The following is a 16,954-nucleotide window of genomic DNA, read 5'->3' as shown; positions in this document are numbered from 1 at the left end:
CTTCTTATTTGTCTTCCTCCGGATTCTGGTCATCCGCTGCAAAGTTGTCGAGAATGATATCTTCTTCGACTTCTTCCACCGCTTCTTCTTCATTCAGCTGGTCTACGATTCCAAATTCACCAGCCATCGAATCAAAACTTGTATCCGCATTTGCAAACGCTTCGCCGAAAACCTCCTGCTCTGTCTGGGATTGGCTCTTGATATCGATCTTCCATCCCGTCAGCTTCGCGGCAAGACGCGCATTCTGTCCCTCTTTCCCGATTGCAAGCGAGAGCTGGTAATCGGGTACGATCACTTTGGCGGCCTTTTCGTCTTCATTAATCTGGACCATAACAACCTTTGCAGGCCGCAGCGCGTTTGCGATGAACTCGATTGGGTCCGAACTCCACGGAACCACGTCTATTTTTTCGCCGCCCAGTTCCTCCACCACCTTTTCAATGCGCGTTCCTTTGTGCCCTACACAGGCGCCTACCGGGTCTACGTCCTTTTCATCGCTCCATACAGCGATCTTGGTACGGCCTCCCGCTTCGCGCGCAATACTCTTAATCTGCACGACATTTTGCCGAATCTCCGGCACCTCGATCTCAAACAGGCGCTTAATAAGCGCAGGATGGGTGCGGGATACAATGATCTGCGGCCCCTTGTTCGTCTTTTTTACTTCAAGGACGTAGACCTTCAGGCGGTCGTTGATATTGTACTGCTCGGAATATACCGTTTCGCTTACGGGGATAATGCCTTCCGCACGGCCAAGCTCTACATAAACGTTTCCGCGCTCAATCCTGTGCACAATCGCAGTCAGCACCTCATTTTCCTTTTCGGAATATTGATCGTAAATAATGCCGCGTTCCGCCTCGCGAATCCGCTGTACGACGACCTGCTTGGCGGTCTGTGCTGCAATACGCCCGAAATCACGCGGCGTCACCTCTGTCTCGAGCACGTCGCCCGCTTCATACTTTTCATTGATCGCACGCGCATCGGCTACGGAAATCTCCGTCTCCCCGTCTTCCACTTCATCGACCACATTTTTAATGGCAAACACCTTAATCTCGCCCGTATCTCCATCAATCTCGACACGCGCATTCTGATCCGTACCGAAATGACGTTTATAGGCCGAAATCAATGCCGTCTCGATTGCCTCCAATAAAATATCCTTTTTTATTCCCTTATCATGCTCTAAATCTGATAAAGCTTCCATAAATTCCGTATTCATTATTCTATCTCCTTATCAAAAATCCAAATGCAGGCAAATTTTTGCAGTTTCCTTGCAATCGAAGATGATCTCGTTTTCGTCCGTTTCAATCGTAACGCTCGCCGGCGTATAAGCTGTCAATACGCCGGTATATTCCTTTCGTCCCTCGAAGGGCTTGTAAAGCTTTATATCTATTTTCTTGCCCATGCAACGCGCAAAATCGCGTTCGCTTTTAAGCGGCCGGTCAAGCCCGGGCGAAGAAACGCACAGGATATAACTATCCGCAATCAAATCCTTTTCGTCGAGGATCGTTTCAAGCGCCCGGCTTACCGTCTCGCAATCATCGATCAGCACGCCGCCGTCTTTATCAATATAAACCGTAAGCAGCCAATCCTGCCCCTGCTTTGCATATTCTGTGTCCACATACCGGAACCCTAAGGCCTCAACGACAGGCAGGGCAATCTCTTCCACCAGGACACGCGTATTTTTTGCCATAACAGCTCCCATAAAAAGTATTCATAATGCGAAAGAGTGGGTTTTCACTCCCACTCTTTAGTCAAGCATTTATTAACCTACTTAAGAATACCATAACAGCGCCGTTTATGCAAGTATTTTTTACTTTTTGGATAGACTCAATTTACGCTCGTTTCCATGCATTAAGCGTTCAATATTTTCGCGATGGCTCCAGATACCCAAAATGGCAATCACAATCACCGCAATATAGTGATAGGGATCTCCAGGCGCGACAATAATGGCGGCAACAGCGCTCAGAATAAGACCTATAATGGAACCGATGCTCATGATCTTCGTTGAAATAACAATAATAATTGCAACTGTAAAAATAATCAGCGTCGGTATCGTCTGGATAATGAGTAATACGCCGATCGTCGCGGCGATTCCTTTTCCCCCCTTAAAATTCAGGAAGCAGGAGTAATTGTGCCCCACAATCGCAAATACGCCCGCAACGCAAAGGCCGATTGTTCCTCCGAAATGCAGGCCAATCAGCGCCGCGAGCAGGCCTTTCAACACATCTCCTGCAAATACGAGCAGTCCCATCCCCCAGCCATAACTGCGCAGCACGTTCGTTGTCCCGGCATTTCCACTGCCCTTTTTACGAATATCCTCATGCCTGATCTTCTTGGTAAAAATATAGGAAAACGAGATCGACCCTAAAAGGTATGCGATCACTGCGCACAAAATAAGTATCAGGACCTCGTTCATACCCTATTCCCCCTTTTCATCACTCTTCTGTCTTACTATTATTTTAATCGGTGTGCCTGTAAAGTCAAATGTTTTACGCAAATAATTTTCGAGGTAGCGCTGGTACGAAAAATGCATCAGCGCGGTTTCATTGACGAACAATACAAACGTGGGCGGCTTAACGCTTACCTGCGTCATATAATAGATTTTCAGCCTCCTGCCTTTTGTCGACGGCGGTTCGGCAGCCGTAACGGCATCTTGCAGGCAGTCGTTTAGCACGCCCGTCGGGATGCGCCGGATATTATTTTCATACGCGGTATGCAGCATCGCAAACAGTCTGTCAATACGCAGTCCTGTCTGCGCCGAAATATAAATACGCTGCGCGTATGGCATAAACGCCAAATCTGCGGAAATCTTTTTATTGTATTCCTCTATAGTATAGGTGTCCTTTTCAACCGCGTCCCATTTATTGACGGCAATGACACATGGCTTCCCTTCGGAATCAACATACCCGGCCACTTTAACATCCTGTTCCGTGATTCCTTCGGTCGCATCAATCATAACCACCGCTACGTCCGCCCGGCGTACCGCTCCAAGGGCGCGGATTACACTGTAACGCTCAATTGATTTATCGTCGATACGCCCCTTTTTGCGCATTCCCGCCGTATCGATAATCGTATATTTTTGCCCGCCCCGCTCAAAAACAGAGTCGATCGCATCGCGTGTCGTTCCCGGGATATCGCTTACGATTACGCGGTCATAACCAAGGATTTTGTTGGTCAGGGAAGACTTGCCGACATTCGGCTTGCCCACCAGCGCGATCTTGAGGGTATCGTCCTCTTCCCCGTCGGTCTCGTATTCGCCCAGCCCGCTGATCACGAGATCGAGCAGATCGCCAAGGCCCAGCCCCTGTGAAGATGAAATGCCAATCACTTCGCCAAGGCCCAGCTCATAAAAATCATAGATATTCTGTTCATCATTTTTATTGTCGGTCTTATTGACCACGACAATCACCGGTTTTCCGGATTTGCGAAGCATTTTTGCGACTTCGTAATCTTCCGAGGTAATGCCTGTTTTGCCATCCACAAAAAATAAGATCAACTGCGACGCTTCGATGGCCAGTTCGGCCTGCATGCGCATCTGCCTTAAAAGCACATCTTCCGTGTCCATATCGACGCCGCCCGTATCGACAAGGGTGAATTCCTTTCCAAGCCATTCCGCATCCGCATAGATCCTATCGCGTGTGACACCCGGCGTATCCTCTACGATCGCTAACTTCGTTCCTGTAATCCGGTTGAAAAAAGTGGATTTTCCGACGTTCGGCCGACCCACGATCGCAACCAATGGTTTTGCCATAAATTTCTCCTCATTCCTCAAGCAGAGCTTGTATTACTTCATATCCGTCTCCGCTGGCTTTGTAGCACGGCGCCCCCAAGGCATTTGCCAGATCTTCAAGCGTGACACCGTCAAGCATTGCATTTTCATTTTCCTTAAAGCAGTATCGGCTCAGGAAAAAAGCCTCTTCCTCCTCCCGCTTCACCTGGGCGGCAACATCCGCTCCGGTCAAAAGGCCGGCGACCGTAATCGTTTCGCCAAAAAAATTATTCTTGACCTTGTGAACGCTTACGCAGATTCCAAAAATGTTTTCGATCCGCTCCGCAAGCCCCACCAAAAAAGGATGGAAATCTTCTCCGGTAATAAAGCCAATCTTTTGGTAACGCGGTTTTCCGTCCCTTAACGCCTCAAGCGCTTCGCCTGCCTCGCTCAGAAACATATCCACAAGGCCGACGCCATTTTCAATCTGCACAAAATCCTCATATGCCTCATAGGGCGGAAGATCTACTCCGGCACGGATGTACATCTCGTCCGAAGCAAACACAAAGCGCGTTTCACCGTTGTTTTCCAAAAAGCGCTCCTGAAACCCTTCGATGATACGGATGGCTTCCCTCGCCGTCTCCCTGCTCACTATGGAAAGCGGATAACGGTTTTCCCGGTATTTCGTAAGTCCGGCCGGCACGACCGCAACAGACTGAACTCCCGGAAAAAGGCGGTAAAGCTGCTCGATCGTTTCCTGCAAAGCAACGCCATCGTTAAGGCCCTCGCACATTACAATCTGCGTATGCATACGAATCCCATTTTTTGTAAAACGGCGAATCAAGTCAAAGGTTTTGCCCGCATCCTCATTACCAAATAGCAATTTGCGCAGCTCGTTGTCATACGCATGTACCGAAACATAAAGCGGAGATATCCGCTGCTCGATAATACGCTCTATTTCTTCCTCTGAAAGATTGGTAAGCGTTACATAACTCCCCATCAAAAAGGACATACGCCAATCATCGTCTTTGACATAGAGGGTCCTGCGCATATGCTTCGGCATCTGGTCGACAAAACAAAATATGCACCTGTTCCGGCAATTTATTTTCTTTCCGAATCCGTCGCTTTCAAAGGTGATTCCCAACTCTTCATACGGCTCTTTTTCGATTTCAATCTCTTCGATGATCCCGCCTTTTTTCCGTACAGCAAGAAGGATTTCGTCCCCTGAAAGCTCATAGATATAGTCTATATAATCCCGGAGCTTATGTCCGTCAATTGAGAGCAAAACATCTCCGGGTGAAATCCCACATTCTTCAGCGATACTGCCGGAATCTATCTGTTTTACAACCATTCACGCTTCCTCAAAATCGGGCGGAATATCCTTCCGCCCGATTCCCAAACACTACCTTTTGCCTTATTTATACAGTGGAAATGCTTCGCAAAGCTCTGAAACGCTCTTTTTCACCTTATCCGATGAAGCTTCTCCATTCAGGATCATATCCGCGATTAAATTACCGATCGCTTCCATCTCTTGTTCTTTCATCCCCCGCGTTGTTACGGATGGCGTTCCGATCCGGATACCGCTTGTAACAAACGGGCTTAATGTTTCAAACGGTATCGTATTCTTATTAACTGTGATATTCACCGTATCCAGAAGAGCTTCGATCTCCTTGCCTGTTTTTTCCTTTTTCCCTACGTCAACAAGCATCAAGTGATTATCCGTTCCTCCTGAAACAAGCCGCAGGCCGTTATCCGCAAGCGCCTTCGCAAGTGCCGCCGCATTTTTCACGATTTGTTTCTGGTATTCCTTGAATTCCGGCTGCAGCGCTTCCTTGAAAGAAACCGCCTTTGCCGCAATGACGTGCATCAGCGGGCCGCCCTGCGTACCCGGGAAAATTGCTTTATCAACAATCTTCGCATATTCTTCCGGGCAAAGGATCATGCCGCCGCGCGGGCCGCGCAGCGTTTTATGCGTCGTGGTGGTTGTAAAGTGCGCGTAAGGAACAGGATTGGGATGCAGTCCCGCCGCTACGAGCCCCGCAATATGAGCCATATCTACCATAAGATACGCGCCCACGGAATCCGCAATCTCTCTAAATTTTGCAAAATCGATCGTACGCGGATAGGCACTGGCGCCTGCAACGATCATCTTCGGCCTATGCTCCAATGCAAGATCGGAAAGCTTGTCGTAATCGATCCTTTCGTCCGTCTCGCTCACGCCATAGGGTACGATGTTGAAATATTTCCCTGAAAGATTCACGGGACTCCCATGCGTCAAATGTCCGCCGTGGGAGAGGTTCATCCCCAAAATTGTATCGCCCGGCTCTAGGACGCCGAAGTAAACCGCCGTATTTGCCTGTGCGCCTGAATGGGGCTGGACATTTGCGTGTTCCGCGCCAAACAGCTTTTTCGCGCGTTCCCGGGCAAGGTCTTCTATCTCGTCCACAAACTGACATCCGCCGTAATAGCGTTTTCCCGGATATCCTTCCGCATATTTATTGGTCAGGTGAGAACCCATCGCCTGCATCACTGCGGGAGATACAAAATTCTCTGAAGCAATCAGTTCGATATTATGTTCCTGCCGGTTCAGTTCGCGCATCATCGAATCATAAATTTCCTGATCCGTGTTCTTTACTTCCTCAAATTCAAACATCGCATTTTACTCCTTATAAAATTTATCAAAATCCGCGATCGCAGATTTAGCTGCACTTTGTTCCGCTTCCTTTTTTGAATTGCCAGTTCCTTCGTGCAAGGCCTTTCCGCCTACGGAAAGCTGCACGTAAAACACCGTACTATGCGGCGGTCCTTCCTGGCGCGTTACCTTATAGGATATCTCCTGTTTCACCGTCCTCTGAATAAGCTCCTGGAACTGGGATTTATAATCATGGTCGTTCTTACGGCGCATGGCGCTCTCGACCGCCTCCGTAAACAGCCCACGGACTACCCGCTGGGCTTCTTCAAATCCCCCGTCCACATAAACGGCACCCATAAGCGCTTCCATAACGTTTTCAAGAATGGATGTCTTTTCCCGTCCGCCCGATTCCTCCTCGCCTTTTCCGAGGAAAATGTAAGACCCCAAAGCGATCGACTGGGCGATCCGTGCAAGGGATTTGGAGCATACAATATCCGCTCGCCGCTGGGTCAGCACTCCTTCCGAAAAATTTGGATAATTCCGAAAAAGATCGCCGCTGACGATCAGTTCGATTACCGCGTCCCCCAAAAATTCCAGGCGTTCATAATTAGGCACATTCCCGCAGGACGGATGTGTAAGTGCGCGCTCTAAAAGCTGCCTGTCGCGGAAGGAATACCCGATTTTTTTTTCCAGTTCTTCATGCTTCATCTTCATCCGCCAGCTTAGCTATTTCTTGTCCGATTGCGCCAACCACATCTCCGGCGATAAATTTACGTGCCGCGGCGATTGCATGGAAAATCGCATCCCTGTTCGAGCTTCCATGCGCCTTCATAACGCCGCCGTTCAGCCCCAAGAGAAGCGCGCCGCCGTACTCTTTATAATCCATCTTTTGTTTTAGTTTGCCAAACACGCCCTTCATGAATAAATATCCAAATTTAGCGCTCCTGCTTTCCTGAACATAGCCTTTCAGCATCCCAAGAATCGTTTTTGCGCAGCCCTCCAGGAATTTAAGGACAATGTTCCCTGTAAACCCGTCGCATACGAGTACGTCGAACTCGCCGGAAAGGAGCTCGCGTCCCTCGGCATTTCCTACAAAATTAATCGGTGCCTGCTTCAAAAGCTGGTATGCTTTTTTCGTCAGTTCGCTGCCCTTTTCTTCTTCCGCACCATTGTTAATCAGCGCGACGCGCGGCGCCTCAAGGCCAAAGACCTTTTGCATATAAATGCTGCCCATAACGCCGAACTGCTGTAAATACTGCGGCTTTGAATCCGCGTTTGCTCCGCCGTCGATCAAAAGCACCTCTCCGGTTTGCGAGGGAAGCACCGGTGCAAGCGCCGGGCGCTTAATACCAGGAAGGCGTTTCACAACCAGCGTAGAACCGGCAACAAGCGCGCCTGTACAGCCGGCCGAAATCAGCATGTCTCCTTTTTTCTCCGCCAGCAAGTTAAGGGCTACCACCATAGAAGAATCTTTTTTCTCCTTCAAGGCCCGTACGGGAGAATCGTCCATCTCAATCACCTGCGTTGTTGGTACGATCTCTATTCTGTCCGGGTCATAAGCCGATTCGCTGAGCAGCGCCTTGATTTTAGCCTCGTCCCCCGTCAGCAAGAAGGAGGTGTCGTTAAATTTTTCGAGCGCCGACAAAACGCCGGCAACAATTTCTTCCGGCGCATGATCGCCGCCCATTGCATCAATAATAATCTTCATGCCGTCTCCCCTGTAAGCGATGTACAATAGTTACAGTATACACGAAAAAGCGTGTTTTTCAAAGGGCGGATTAACAAAAAAAGGTTTGCTTTACGCAAACCTTTTTACTATTTCTTATTTTGCCGCTTCTTTCGGCGCAACTGCCAGCCTGCCGTTATAATAACCGCAGTTTGGACAAACTCTGTGAGCCAGTTTCGGCTGGTGGCACTGGGGGCACTGAGATACAGCCGGGGCCGTCAGTTTCCAATGCGCTCTTCTCGTATGTTTACGCTGCTTCGACGTTCTATTCTTTGGTACTGCCATTTTCACACACCTCCCTTAAGGTCAAAACAATCCCTTTAATTTTGCAAACGGATTTGTCTCATCCGTATCTTCCGGTTTACATCCGCACGAGCCGCGGTTCAGGTTCTGCCCGCATGTCGGGCAAATGCCTCGGCACTCTTCTCTGCACAAAAGTCGATGCGGCAAACTCAAAATGATTGCGTCATACACCAGTTTGTCCAGCGATAGTACGTCGCCTTCGTAGGTATACTCTTCTTCTTCCTGTGTACCGGTCCGAAAGATCGTTTCATCGAAACGATAGGCTATTTCCATCTCCATATCGTCAAGACACCGGTCACAAACGGTGTTCAAAACCGTTTCAAACTTTCCTCTGACAGAAATATTCCGGTTAAGCGCAACATACTCTGCATTGAACTCAAGCGGCTTTGCGAAGCTTATGTCTTCTCCCAAAGCAGGAGCTCCTTCATACTGGAAAATATAAACCTTTCCTTCATTTTTCAACGCTTCCCGAATGTCAATCTCTATCATTGCTCTTCTCCATGCAAGAAAACGAGTACCACTACATTATATTTTTATGCAGCGCGCTTGTCAACTATTTTTTCTTGCCGGAAGCCTCTGCTTGCTCCAGGTTTACTTGCAGCAGATATCGTAGGTATCTTTCGCAATCGTCATTTCTTCATCCGTCGGAACTACGAGTATTTTTACCTTGGAATCTGCAGCGGAAATATCCATTTCCTCTCCGCGCAGGCCGTCGTTTTTCTCTTTGTCGAGCTTCACGCCCATAAACTCGAGTCCTTCAAGCGCATGCATACGGACGTCCCAATCGTTCTCGCCAACGCCGCCCGCAAAGGTGATAACATCAACGCCGCCCATTGCCGCCGCATACGCGCCGATAAATTTCTTCAGGCGGTAATTAAAGACATCAAGGGCAAGTTTGGCCCGCTCGTTACCTTTTTCCTCTTCCGCCCAAAGATCGCGGAAATCGCTCGACACGCCGGAAATTCCCCAAACGCCCGATTCCTTGTTAAGATAATTGATTGCTTGGTCTACATTCATGTTCATTTTATCCATAAGGTACGGAACAATCGCCGCGTCAAGGTCGCCGGAACGCGTTCCCATCACAAGCCCTTCAAGGGGCGTGAAGCCCATGGACGTATCCACCGAAACGCCGCCGTCGACTGCTGCAACGGAGGAACCGTTACCAAGATGGCAGGTGATGATCTTGAGATCCCGTATATCCTTCCCAAGCATCTCCGCTGCACGATGGGAGACATATTTGTGGGATGTCCCGTGGAAACCGTATCTTCTGACTTTATAGTCCGTATAAGCCGTATAAGGAATTCCGTAAAGGAACGCTTTTTTCGGCATATTCGCATGGAACGCCGTATCAAACACCCCAACCATCGGTACGTCGGGCATCAGGGCGCGGCATGCGTCGATCCCCATCAGGTTGGCCGGATTGTGGAGCGGCGCAAGCTCGATATTTTCCTTGATCGCTTCCATCACTTCATCCGTAATCAGCACGGATTCGCTGAATTTCTCACCGCCATGCACAATTCTGTGCCCAACCGCGCAAATACCGGAAAGGTCTGAAACCACGCCGTGTACAGGATCCGTCAGCGCCGCGATCACCTGTTTCATCGCGTCGTTGTGGTCCTTCATGGACGTTTCGATTTCTACCTTGTCCTTGCCGGACGGCTTATGCTTGATGACGGAACCGTCGATGCCGATCCTTTCGACAAGGCCCTTTGCGATAACATCTGCATCGTCCATGTCGATCAGTTGATATTTCAGGGAAGAACTTCCCGCGTTGATTACCAAAACATTTTTCATTTTCCTATACCCCTTTTGATTAGAAAGACTGAGCCTGCACTGCCGTGATTGCCACAACGGAAACGATATCTTCCACACTGCATCCGCGCGAAAGGTCGTTTACCGGACGCGCAAGTCCCTGACAAATCGGGCCGATCGCTTCCGCGCCGCCCAGTCTCTGGACGAGCTTATAGCCAATGTTTCCCGCCTGGATATCCGGGAAGATCAGCACATTTGCATGGCCTGCAACCTTGCTGCCCGGACTCTTCAACTGGCCGACCGCCTCGATCAGCGCTGCATCCGCCTGTAATTCGCCATCAATATTCAATTCGGGTGCCATTTCCTTGGCAAGCTTCGTCGCTTCAATTACTTTATCCACATGCTCATGCTTTGCGCTGTTTTTGGTCGAGAATGACAGCATCGCAATTTTGGGATCGTCGATTCCGGCAAGGTCTTTTGCCGAGTCCGCGGAAGCAACTGCAATTGCCGCAAGTTCTTCCGCGTTGGGATCGATATTGACCGCGCAATCCGCAAATACCATTACGCCGTCTTGGCCCCACTTGCTGTCCGGATGCTCCATAATAAAGCAGCTCGACACGATCGGTACGCCCGGCTTGGTCTTAATCACCTGCAACGCCGGACGAAGCGTATCGCCCGTGGAATGAATCGCTCCCGATACCATGCCGTCTGCGTCGTTTGCCTTAATCATTAAAACCGCATAATAAAGCGGGTCTTTTGCGGTCTCAAGCGCCTGTTCGGGCGTGATTCCCTTTTTCTTGCGCATTTCATAGAACATATCGGCATATTCCTGAAGCTTCGGAGAATTAGCCGGATTGATGATCGTCGTGCCGGAAAGGTCGGCCTTTTTCGTATTGGCCGCTTCGATTTCCTTTTCATCGCCCAAAAGAATTACATTTGCAATCCCCTGCTCCGCGATCTTCGCCGCCGCTTCGATCGTACGCGGTTCACTTCCCTCAGGCAGAACGATATTTTTCTTAACCGATTTCGCCTTATCCTTGATTTTGTCCATTAATGACATTTCTCTGCACCTCACGATTTTATAAATGAATTTTAAATTTTTGATTTCTCTGTTATAATGACACTTATATATTATATATAAAAAAACAACGCTTTGCAAAGGTATTTTATGAAAATCGCCGGAATCATCTCCGAATACAATCCCTTTCATACCGGGCATGAGTATCATATCCGAAGGACGTGTGAAAAGCACGGCGCAGATCACATTATTTGTGTGATGAGCGGGAATTTTACACAACGCGGCGAACCTGCGGTCTGGGATAAATGGGTACGGACGCGCGCGGCACTTTTGGGTGGGGCAAGCCTTGTGCTGGAACTCCCTTTCGCTTATGCGACTCAAAGCGCGGAGGGGTTTGCCGAAGGCGGCGTCGCAATTCTCGATGCGCTCAATTGTGTAGATGCCCTTTCTTTTGGCGTGGAAACCACTGATCTTGCCGCGTTGTCACAGGCAGCGTCGCTGCTTTCCGCTGAGCCGAACGGTTTTCAGGCCGCATTAAAAACAGGTCTTGGAGCCGGCCTGTCTTTTCCTGTTGCACGCGCACAAGCGCTCACCGCTTGTCTTCCCGCGACCGATGCCGCTACGTGGCAGCAGCCGAACAATATCCTGGCGATCGAATATCTGAAAGCAATAATTCGGCGGGGAAGCGCGCTCCGGCCTCTGCCTATCGAACGCCTGGGCGGCGGATACTCAGAATCCGTCCTCACGCCCGGTTATGCAAGCGCGCGGGCCATTCGTGCCGCAATCAAGAAAGGAGACGCTTCGTACCTCCGTTATATTCCCAATGCGGAAGCTGTTCCAAGTATAGACCCCGTATTTGGAGAGGCCCTTTTTCCTCTTCTTATGTTTCAACTCCGCCGCAGGGATACTGCCAAAATCGGCAATATCTATGGCGTAGCCGAAGGATTGGAATACCGCATCTGCGAGGCCGCGAAAAAAGCGCAAGGCTATGAGGATTTGGTGACGGCTATCGCCAGCAAGCGTTATCCCCGCTCCCGTATCCAGCGCATTTTACTTTACTGCCTCTTCGGCATTACCCGAGAACAAATGTACATGCTGACAGGCTCTCCGCTCTATGCACGCGTTCTTGGGGTCCGCAGGGATGCCCTCGGACTGCTTTCCCGCCTTGCGGCGGAATCTGCTGTTCCTATTGTGACTAAAGCCTCTGAGTTTCCGGAAAGCCCGCTGCTGGATATGGATATTCTGGCAACGGATATCTATTCCCTGCTCACAAAAAAAATCGCGCCGGGAAAGCGCGATTTTACACAAAGGCTCCTTATTATTTGAGCCCAACCAACTCCTTGAGTTCCGGAAGCACTATACGCGCCGCCTCTTCCCCGCGCGTAATAATATTTTGGATGTCCTTATATTGGCTGCCGTCAATCCCGCTGACGTCGGGAAAAATGCACAGACTTGCTTTTGGAAGGTTTGTTTGCGCAAGATACCAGTCTGCGACAGAAAAAGAGGCCTGTGCAAGTCCAATCATACTTTTGGGCGGTGTAATTTCTTCTCCCCGGTATCCGACGTCCACCGCGACCACCACGTCGGGTTCCATCGCCCACGCCGCGCCAATCGCGGTGCGGTCGATCACGCCGCCGTCCACATAAGAAACTCCGTCGATCACATGCGGGGTAAACATCCCCGGGATAGAAATACTCGCACGGACGGCTTCATGGACCGGCCCTTCCGTGAATCTTTTCAGGGTGGCATTACGCAGGCACGTCGCAATACAGCAGAACGGGATTTTTGATTTCTCGATCATAATGTTTTTCGTCATCAGCTTGATAAGCTCCTGAACCCTGCTGCCTTTCACGTACCCCTTGGAAGACAGGGTCAGGTCAAAATATTTTTTAAAATCAAATACCACCGCAAGATTTTCCAGTGTCTCAAGATTGGCTTCCGAAGCATAGATTCCTCCGATCAGCGAACCCATACTGCAGCCGGCAATCGAATGGATTGGAATTTTATTTTCAATCAGGACCCGAAGCACGCCAATATGTGCAAATCCACGAGCGGAACCACCCCCGAGTGCAAGCCCCATTTTTTTTATTCTGGCCATATATTTCTCCTACAAAAAAAATCTTTATATCATTATCCAATAGCATAAAGATTTTTCTTTAAACCTTTTATTCAAATTCAGCCTGGTCTTTGTTCTTTTTGTTGATAAAGTTGGACTGGTTTTCTTTTATAATATCCATATACTCCTTCATATAGGAAGACAGGTCTTCAAGGACATTCACCGCATAATCGTTTGCATTCACACGGATCTCATATGCCTGCTTCTGCGCCGCGTCGATGACTCGGTTGGCTTTTTCATAGGCAAGCTGCGTCACCTTGTGCTCCTCTACCAATTCGGACAGCCTGTTGTCGACTCCGTCCAATATGTTCTTTGCCTTGCCCTGCGCCGAATCAATGATCTCACGCTTATGATCCAAAACCTCCTGCGCATAGACGATTTCTTCAGGCAACGCCGCCTTGATCTCTTCCAGTATTTCCAGAACAAATTCTACGTCGATGGTCTTTTTATTTCCAAACAGGGATTTTCGGCTATTGTCTACTTCTTCAATGATCTCATCCAGCAAATCAAAGACTTTCATTTTGCATTCCCTCCGTTTATCATATCAGCCACTTCTTTCGGAACATAATCGGATATGTCTGCACGAAACTCAATTAATTCCCGCACTGCGCTCGAACTGATAAAATAGGTTTCCGGTTTGGAAAGAAGCGCAACTGTCTCCGCGCCTGGAAGCAATTTCCCATTGATAACGGAAAGCTGCTGTTCCAGCTCAAGGTCGGTCCCCGTCCGAAGGCCGCGAATAATGATGCGGCAGTCGAGTTTTTTCATCAATTCCACAAGCAGTCCGTCAAAAGCCACTACTTCAACGCCATCCATCCCGGCGGCTGCGCGCCGTATCATCTCTATCCTCTTATCCACCGAAAAGAGATTCCTCTTCGCCGGATTATTCAATACTCCCACAAATACTTTCGGAAAAAGATTACGCGCACGGCCGATAATATCCATATGGCCTTTGGTAATCGGATCGAAGCTGCCCGGATATATGCAAGCTTTCATTTATCCCTCTTTCCACCGGAAAAAATTTAAAAATGTTTTTCCGTATTTTTTTTGTTTTTCCACCATATATCCCGCAAATTCAATTTCCAGCGGAGCGTTGCTTTCCGCCACAATGATCGCACCGTTGGAGAGCAAACCGTATTCCACAAGGCCCTCCATTGCCGGTTTGTAAAAACCGCTGGTATACGGCGGGTCTATAAATACTATATCAAACTTCTTTTTATTTTGAAATAGTTTCATAGCGTTCCCGTACTCATTTTTAATAAATACCGCACGGTCTTCCATTGCCGCCGCAGAAATATTATGCTGGATCGCCCGCTCCGCGCCATCGTTGCAATCGACAAACACCGCCTCCCGCGCTCCGCGCGAAAGGGCTTCAAGGCCAAGCGCGCCGCTGCCCGCAAATAGGTCCAGCACGCATTTTCCCCTGATTTCAAACTGGATCCGTCCGAACATAGCTTCCCTGACCCGGTCAAGTGTCGGCCGCGTATCAAGTCCTTCCTGCGTCATCAGTTTCAGGCCGCGTCTTTCGCCCGCAATAATTCTCATCGAATGATTCCGTCCGGTGTAACGATCACATCCACCCGAACGTCATGCGTTTCGGCGGGAATAAAATCTACGATTTGAAAATCATAGGCAAGGGCGATCTTTTTAGCCTGCCTAGCCCGTTTCAGGAAATCGTCGTAATATCCGCAACCAAATCCGATCCGGTGGCCATTCCGGTCAAAAGCGATACCCGGTACGATCACAACGTCTATTTTTTCCGGTTCCAAAAAAGAGGCTTCTCCAAACTTCGGCTGGGCAATTCCAAATTTGCTCAGTTCAAGCCCCGCACTCTTAATATCGGCCGCAAACATTTCCTTTTTCCGCACACACGGAAGATACAGCCGCATCCCGCGAAACATAAGCCAGCCCGTGAGCATTGCCGTCTTTACTTCGTTATCAAAATCGCTGTAGGAAAGCACGGTGCCGGCACCCTCGAATATCCCGCTTTCCGTAAGCAATTCATATATTTTTGCAGATTCGTCGTCAATATATTTCGAGGTAAGACCTCTCCGCATACTGAGTATTTTTTCGCGTATTTCCTGCTTTGTCATTTTTTCTCCCTACCGGCTAGACCCCGGTTGTATCGTCCAAATAAATCCGCGGCACCCGTTCGTTGAAATCAAGAAGGACTTCATAGCTGATGGTCCCGCAGAGTTTTGCAATATCATCCGCTGAAATCAGCTTGTCTCCCTTTCTTCCCAGCACAGTTACGAGGTCGCCCGCCTGCACCACTCCCCCAACATCCGTCACATCGATCATGGTCTGATCCATACAAACGCGTCCAATGATGGGAGCGTAAAATGAACCGCAATCCGTTGTTACAATCATTTTCCCTTTGTTAGAAAGCAATCTGTTATAGCCGTCTCCATAGCCAATCTGAACGGTTGCGACTCTTGTCGTATGCTGTGCGGTAAAAGTGCTTCCATAGCCCACGCTTTCCCCTCGTGCGATATCTTTGATATGGGAAACCTCAGCAAAAACCTCCATCACCGGTCTAAGTGGCACCGCGTCTTTGTCCACTTCCTCCGAAGGATAATAGCCATACATGGAAATACCAAAACGAACCATGTCGTGCGAAAACTGCGGCAGATCAATCGTTCCCGCGCTGTTGTCCGCATGGATGGCAGGCCGAAACCCACGCTCCCTCAAAGTTCCGATATAATGCAGGAATTTCTTATGCTGCCGGATCGCATGATCTTTATTTTTTGCGTCACTGTTTGCGAAATGGGTAAAGACTCCTGCCAGTTTCACATTGCTGCAGCTATTCAAGGCGCTGATACATTTTTCAAGCTCACTGTCGCTGCGTATCCCAATACGACACATCCCCGTATCGAATTTGAGGTGGATCCTTGCCTCTCCGCCCTGCTCCGCGCATAGTTCCTGGAGAAAGGTAATATCATCCGGCGTAAAAACGCACGGCTGCAAGCCGAGGCGGAGGGCGAGACGCAGTTGTTCATGATTGGAACGTCCGATGATAATAATGGGAAGCCCAATCTTTTCCAGCGGCACTGCTTCTTCCGCAAGGGCTACCGCTAACATGCATGCGCCCGCCTGTTTTGCCGCACGAGCGCATTCCACCGCGCCATGCCCATACGCGTTCGCCTTTACAACCGCAACAATTCCACATGCGTCCGGTACATTTGCCGCCGCATTCCTGATATTTTGCTTCAGATTCCCGAGATGGATTCTGGCATATGTCCTTCTATACAAAATTCTGCCTCTTAAATATTATAAATCATTTCACCTGTCAGCATTTTCAAGCCCGCATTTTGCAAGATTTCAAATGCTTTTTCCGTCTCTTTTACATGAAAAATGACAATCGCGTTTTCACTCCTCGTTCCGACAAAGGAATAAAGGTACTCCACACTGATCTCATTTTCATGCAAAACCTTCAACACCTGCGCAAGGCCGCCGGGCGTATCTTCCACTTCAATCCCGAGCACCGGTGTCATTGAAGCCGTAAAGCCCTCCTCGCGCAAGACTTCAAGCGCCTTATCCGGATCATTGACAATGCACCTGAGTATCCCGAATTCCGACGTGTCCGCAATAGAAAGCGCCTTCAGGTCAATGTTATGGTCGGCCAGCGTTTGCGTCAGGCTATACAATCTTCCCTTTTTATTCTCAACAAAAGCCGATATCTGTTTTATCAACATCTTCTTTCC

The 16,954-nt window shown here is 49.2% G+C and carries 20 protein-coding genes; 1 reads left to right on the top strand and 19 read right to left on the bottom strand.

The window, feature by feature from the left end; genetic code table 11:
* Window positions 1-4: 4 nt before the first annotated feature.
* From nusA to pta, 12 genes are all read right to left on the bottom strand, one after another.
* The gene (gene nusA, locus B1H56_RS03405) at window positions 5-1,210 is read right to left on the bottom strand and encodes a transcription termination factor NusA (protein ID WP_066518986.1); all 1,206 of its coding nucleotides are present in this window, start codon (window positions 1,208-1,210) and stop codon (window positions 5-7) included.
* Window positions 1,211-1,225: 15 nt separating this feature from the next.
* Entirely contained in the window at window positions 1,226-1,684 is a 459-nt protein-coding gene (locus B1H56_RS03400) for a ribosome maturation factor RimP (RefSeq protein WP_066518990.1), read from the bottom strand.
* Between the two features lie 120 nt (window positions 1,685-1,804).
* Complete coding sequence (plsY, locus tag B1H56_RS03395) at window positions 1,805-2,410, bottom strand: glycerol-3-phosphate 1-O-acyltransferase PlsY (protein WP_066518994.1); 606 nt, start codon at window positions 2,408-2,410, stop codon at window positions 1,805-1,807.
* A gap of 3 nt (window positions 2,411-2,413) precedes the next feature.
* The gene (gene der / locus B1H56_RS03390) at window positions 2,414-3,745 is read right to left on the bottom strand and encodes a ribosome biogenesis GTPase Der (protein ID WP_066518996.1); all 1,332 of its coding nucleotides are present in this window, start codon (window positions 3,743-3,745) and stop codon (window positions 2,414-2,416) included.
* Window positions 3,746-3,755: 10 nt separating this feature from the next.
* Window positions 3,756-5,054, bottom strand: a complete 1,299-nt coding sequence (locus B1H56_RS03385; RefSeq protein ID WP_066519001.1) for a DUF512 domain-containing protein — start codon at window positions 5,052-5,054, stop codon at window positions 3,756-3,758.
* Between the two features lie 63 nt (window positions 5,055-5,117).
* Window positions 5,118-6,356 carry a serine hydroxymethyltransferase gene (locus B1H56_RS03380; RefSeq protein ID WP_066519003.1) on the bottom strand — a complete coding sequence of 413 codons (1,239 nt, stop codon included), beginning with the start codon at window positions 6,354-6,356 and terminating at the stop codon, window positions 5,118-5,120.
* Window positions 6,357-6,362: 6 nt separating this feature from the next.
* Entirely contained in the window at window positions 6,363-7,043 is a 681-nt protein-coding gene (rnc, locus tag B1H56_RS03375) for a ribonuclease III (RefSeq protein WP_066739973.1), read from the bottom strand.
* Complete coding sequence (gene plsX, locus B1H56_RS03370; RefSeq protein ID WP_066519006.1) at window positions 7,033-8,043, bottom strand: phosphate acyltransferase PlsX; 1,011 nt, start codon at window positions 8,041-8,043, stop codon at window positions 7,033-7,035. The genes rnc and plsX overlap by 11 nt, the downstream gene beginning before the upstream one ends.
* Window positions 8,044-8,157: 114 nt before the next feature.
* The gene (rpmF, locus tag B1H56_RS03365; protein ID WP_079547589.1) at window positions 8,158-8,346 is read right to left on the bottom strand and encodes a 50S ribosomal protein L32; all 189 of its coding nucleotides are present in this window, start codon (window positions 8,344-8,346) and stop codon (window positions 8,158-8,160) included.
* Between the two features lie 21 nt (window positions 8,347-8,367).
* Entirely contained in the window at window positions 8,368-8,853 is a 486-nt protein-coding gene (locus B1H56_RS03360) for a YceD family protein (protein ID WP_066519009.1), read from the bottom strand.
* Between the two features lie 102 nt (window positions 8,854-8,955).
* Entirely contained in the window at window positions 8,956-10,158 is a 1,203-nt protein-coding gene (locus tag B1H56_RS03355; protein ID WP_066519010.1) for an acetate/propionate family kinase, read from the bottom strand.
* A gap of 19 nt (window positions 10,159-10,177) precedes the next feature.
* Window positions 10,178-11,176, bottom strand: a complete 999-nt coding sequence (gene pta / locus B1H56_RS03350) for a phosphate acetyltransferase (protein WP_066519318.1) — start codon at window positions 11,174-11,176, stop codon at window positions 10,178-10,180.
* A 108-nt stretch (window positions 11,177-11,284) separates the two neighbouring features.
* On the opposite strand from pta, the gene B1H56_RS03345 reads away from it, so the two are divergent.
* A complete protein-coding gene (locus B1H56_RS03345; protein ID WP_066519018.1) occupies window positions 11,285-12,460 on the top strand; it encodes a nucleotidyltransferase in 1,176 nt (391 codons plus the stop codon).
* On the opposite strand, the gene B1H56_RS03340 is transcribed toward B1H56_RS03345, so the two are convergent.
* The 7 genes from B1H56_RS03340 to B1H56_RS03310 form a co-directional block, all read right to left on the bottom strand.
* Window positions 12,453-13,232 (bottom strand): patatin-like phospholipase family protein, encoded by a 780-nt coding sequence (locus B1H56_RS03340; RefSeq protein ID WP_066519024.1) that lies wholly within the window; start codon window positions 13,230-13,232, stop codon window positions 12,453-12,455. The genes B1H56_RS03345 and B1H56_RS03340 overlap by 8 nt on opposite strands.
* Window positions 13,233-13,299: 67 nt before the next feature.
* Complete coding sequence (locus B1H56_RS03335) at window positions 13,300-13,770, bottom strand: hypothetical protein (RefSeq protein ID WP_066519028.1); 471 nt, start codon at window positions 13,768-13,770, stop codon at window positions 13,300-13,302.
* On the bottom strand, window positions 13,767-14,246 hold the full coding sequence (gene coaD / locus B1H56_RS03330) for a pantetheine-phosphate adenylyltransferase (protein ID WP_066519035.1): 480 nt from the start codon (window positions 14,244-14,246) through the stop codon (window positions 13,767-13,769). The genes B1H56_RS03335 and coaD overlap by 4 nt, the downstream gene beginning before the upstream one ends.
* A complete protein-coding gene (gene rsmD / locus B1H56_RS03325) occupies window positions 14,247-14,795 on the bottom strand; it encodes a 16S rRNA (guanine(966)-N(2))-methyltransferase RsmD (RefSeq protein WP_066519036.1) in 549 nt (182 codons plus the stop codon).
* Window positions 14,792-15,343 (bottom strand): 5-formyltetrahydrofolate cyclo-ligase, encoded by a 552-nt coding sequence (locus tag B1H56_RS03320; RefSeq protein WP_066519037.1) that lies wholly within the window; start codon window positions 15,341-15,343, stop codon window positions 14,792-14,794. The genes rsmD and B1H56_RS03320 overlap by 4 nt, the downstream gene beginning before the upstream one ends.
* A 16-nt stretch (window positions 15,344-15,359) precedes the next feature.
* A complete protein-coding gene (alr, locus tag B1H56_RS03315; protein WP_066519039.1) occupies window positions 15,360-16,502 on the bottom strand; it encodes an alanine racemase in 1,143 nt (380 codons plus the stop codon).
* 11 nt (window positions 16,503-16,513) lie between these two features.
* Window positions 16,514-16,945: an ACT domain-containing protein gene (locus tag B1H56_RS03310; protein ID WP_066519046.1), complete on the bottom strand. Its 432-nt coding sequence runs from the start codon at window positions 16,943-16,945 to the stop codon at window positions 16,514-16,516.
* Window positions 16,946-16,954 lie beyond the last annotated feature (9 nt).

Origin of the sequence: Christensenella minuta (assembly GCF_003628755.1) — a bacterium.
In the GTDB taxonomy this organism is placed as follows: Bacteria; Bacillota; Clostridia; order Christensenellales; family Christensenellaceae; genus Christensenella; species Christensenella minuta.
Note: the sequence above shows the minus strand (reverse complement) of the source record. Positions and strands in the feature narration are given on the sequence as shown.

Coding starts and splice junctions, on each gene's coding strand:
- rpmF (WP_079547589.1), bottom strand. CDS start 8,346: ATGGCAGTACCAAAGAATAGAACGTCGAAGCAGCGTAAACATACGAGA.
- B1H56_RS03355 (WP_066519010.1), bottom strand. CDS start 10,158: ATGAAAAATGTTTTGGTAATCAACGCGGGAAGTTCTTCCCTGAAATAT.
- B1H56_RS03340 (WP_066519024.1), bottom strand. CDS start 13,232: ATGGCCAGAATAAAAAAAATGGGGCTTGCACTCGGGGGTGGTTCCGCT.
- plsX (WP_066519006.1), bottom strand. CDS start 8,043: ATGAAGATTATTATTGATGCAATGGGCGGCGATCATGCGCCGGAAGAA.
- B1H56_RS03400 (WP_066518990.1), bottom strand. CDS start 1,684: ATGGCAAAAAATACGCGTGTCCTGGTGGAAGAGATTGCCCTGCCTGTC.
- rnc (WP_066739973.1), bottom strand. CDS start 7,043: ATGAAGCATGAAGAACTGGAAAAAAAAATCGGGTATTCCTTCCGCGAC.
- pta (WP_066519318.1), bottom strand. CDS start 11,176: ATGTCATTAATGGACAAAATCAAGGATAAGGCGAAATCGGTTAAGAAA.
- B1H56_RS03310 (WP_066519046.1), bottom strand. CDS start 16,945: ATGTTGATAAAACAGATATCGGCTTTTGTTGAGAATAAAAAGGGAAGA.
- B1H56_RS03335 (WP_066519028.1), bottom strand. CDS start 13,770: ATGAAAGTCTTTGATTTGCTGGATGAGATCATTGAAGAAGTAGACAAT.
- B1H56_RS03380 (WP_066519003.1), bottom strand. CDS start 6,356: ATGTTTGAATTTGAGGAAGTAAAGAACACGGATCAGGAAATTTATGAT.
- B1H56_RS03385 (WP_066519001.1), bottom strand. CDS start 5,054: ATGGTTGTAAAACAGATAGATTCCGGCAGTATCGCTGAAGAATGTGGG.
- rsmD (WP_066519036.1), bottom strand. CDS start 14,795: ATGAGAATTATTGCGGGCGAAAGACGCGGCCTGAAACTGATGACGCAG.
- B1H56_RS03360 (WP_066519009.1), bottom strand. CDS start 8,853: ATGATAGAGATTGACATTCGGGAAGCGTTGAAAAATGAAGGAAAGGTT.
- plsY (WP_066518994.1), bottom strand. CDS start 2,410: ATGAACGAGGTCCTGATACTTATTTTGTGCGCAGTGATCGCATACCTT.
- coaD (WP_066519035.1), bottom strand. CDS start 14,246: ATGAAAGCTTGCATATATCCGGGCAGCTTCGATCCGATTACCAAAGGC.
- B1H56_RS03320 (WP_066519037.1), bottom strand. CDS start 15,343: ATGACAAAGCAGGAAATACGCGAAAAAATACTCAGTATGCGGAGAGGT.
- nusA (WP_066518986.1), bottom strand. CDS start 1,210: ATGAATACGGAATTTATGGAAGCTTTATCAGATTTAGAGCATGATAAG.
- der (WP_066518996.1), bottom strand. CDS start 3,745: ATGGCAAAACCATTGGTTGCGATCGTGGGTCGGCCGAACGTCGGAAAA.
- B1H56_RS03345 (WP_066519018.1), top strand. CDS start 11,285: ATGAAAATCGCCGGAATCATCTCCGAATACAATCCCTTTCATACCGGG.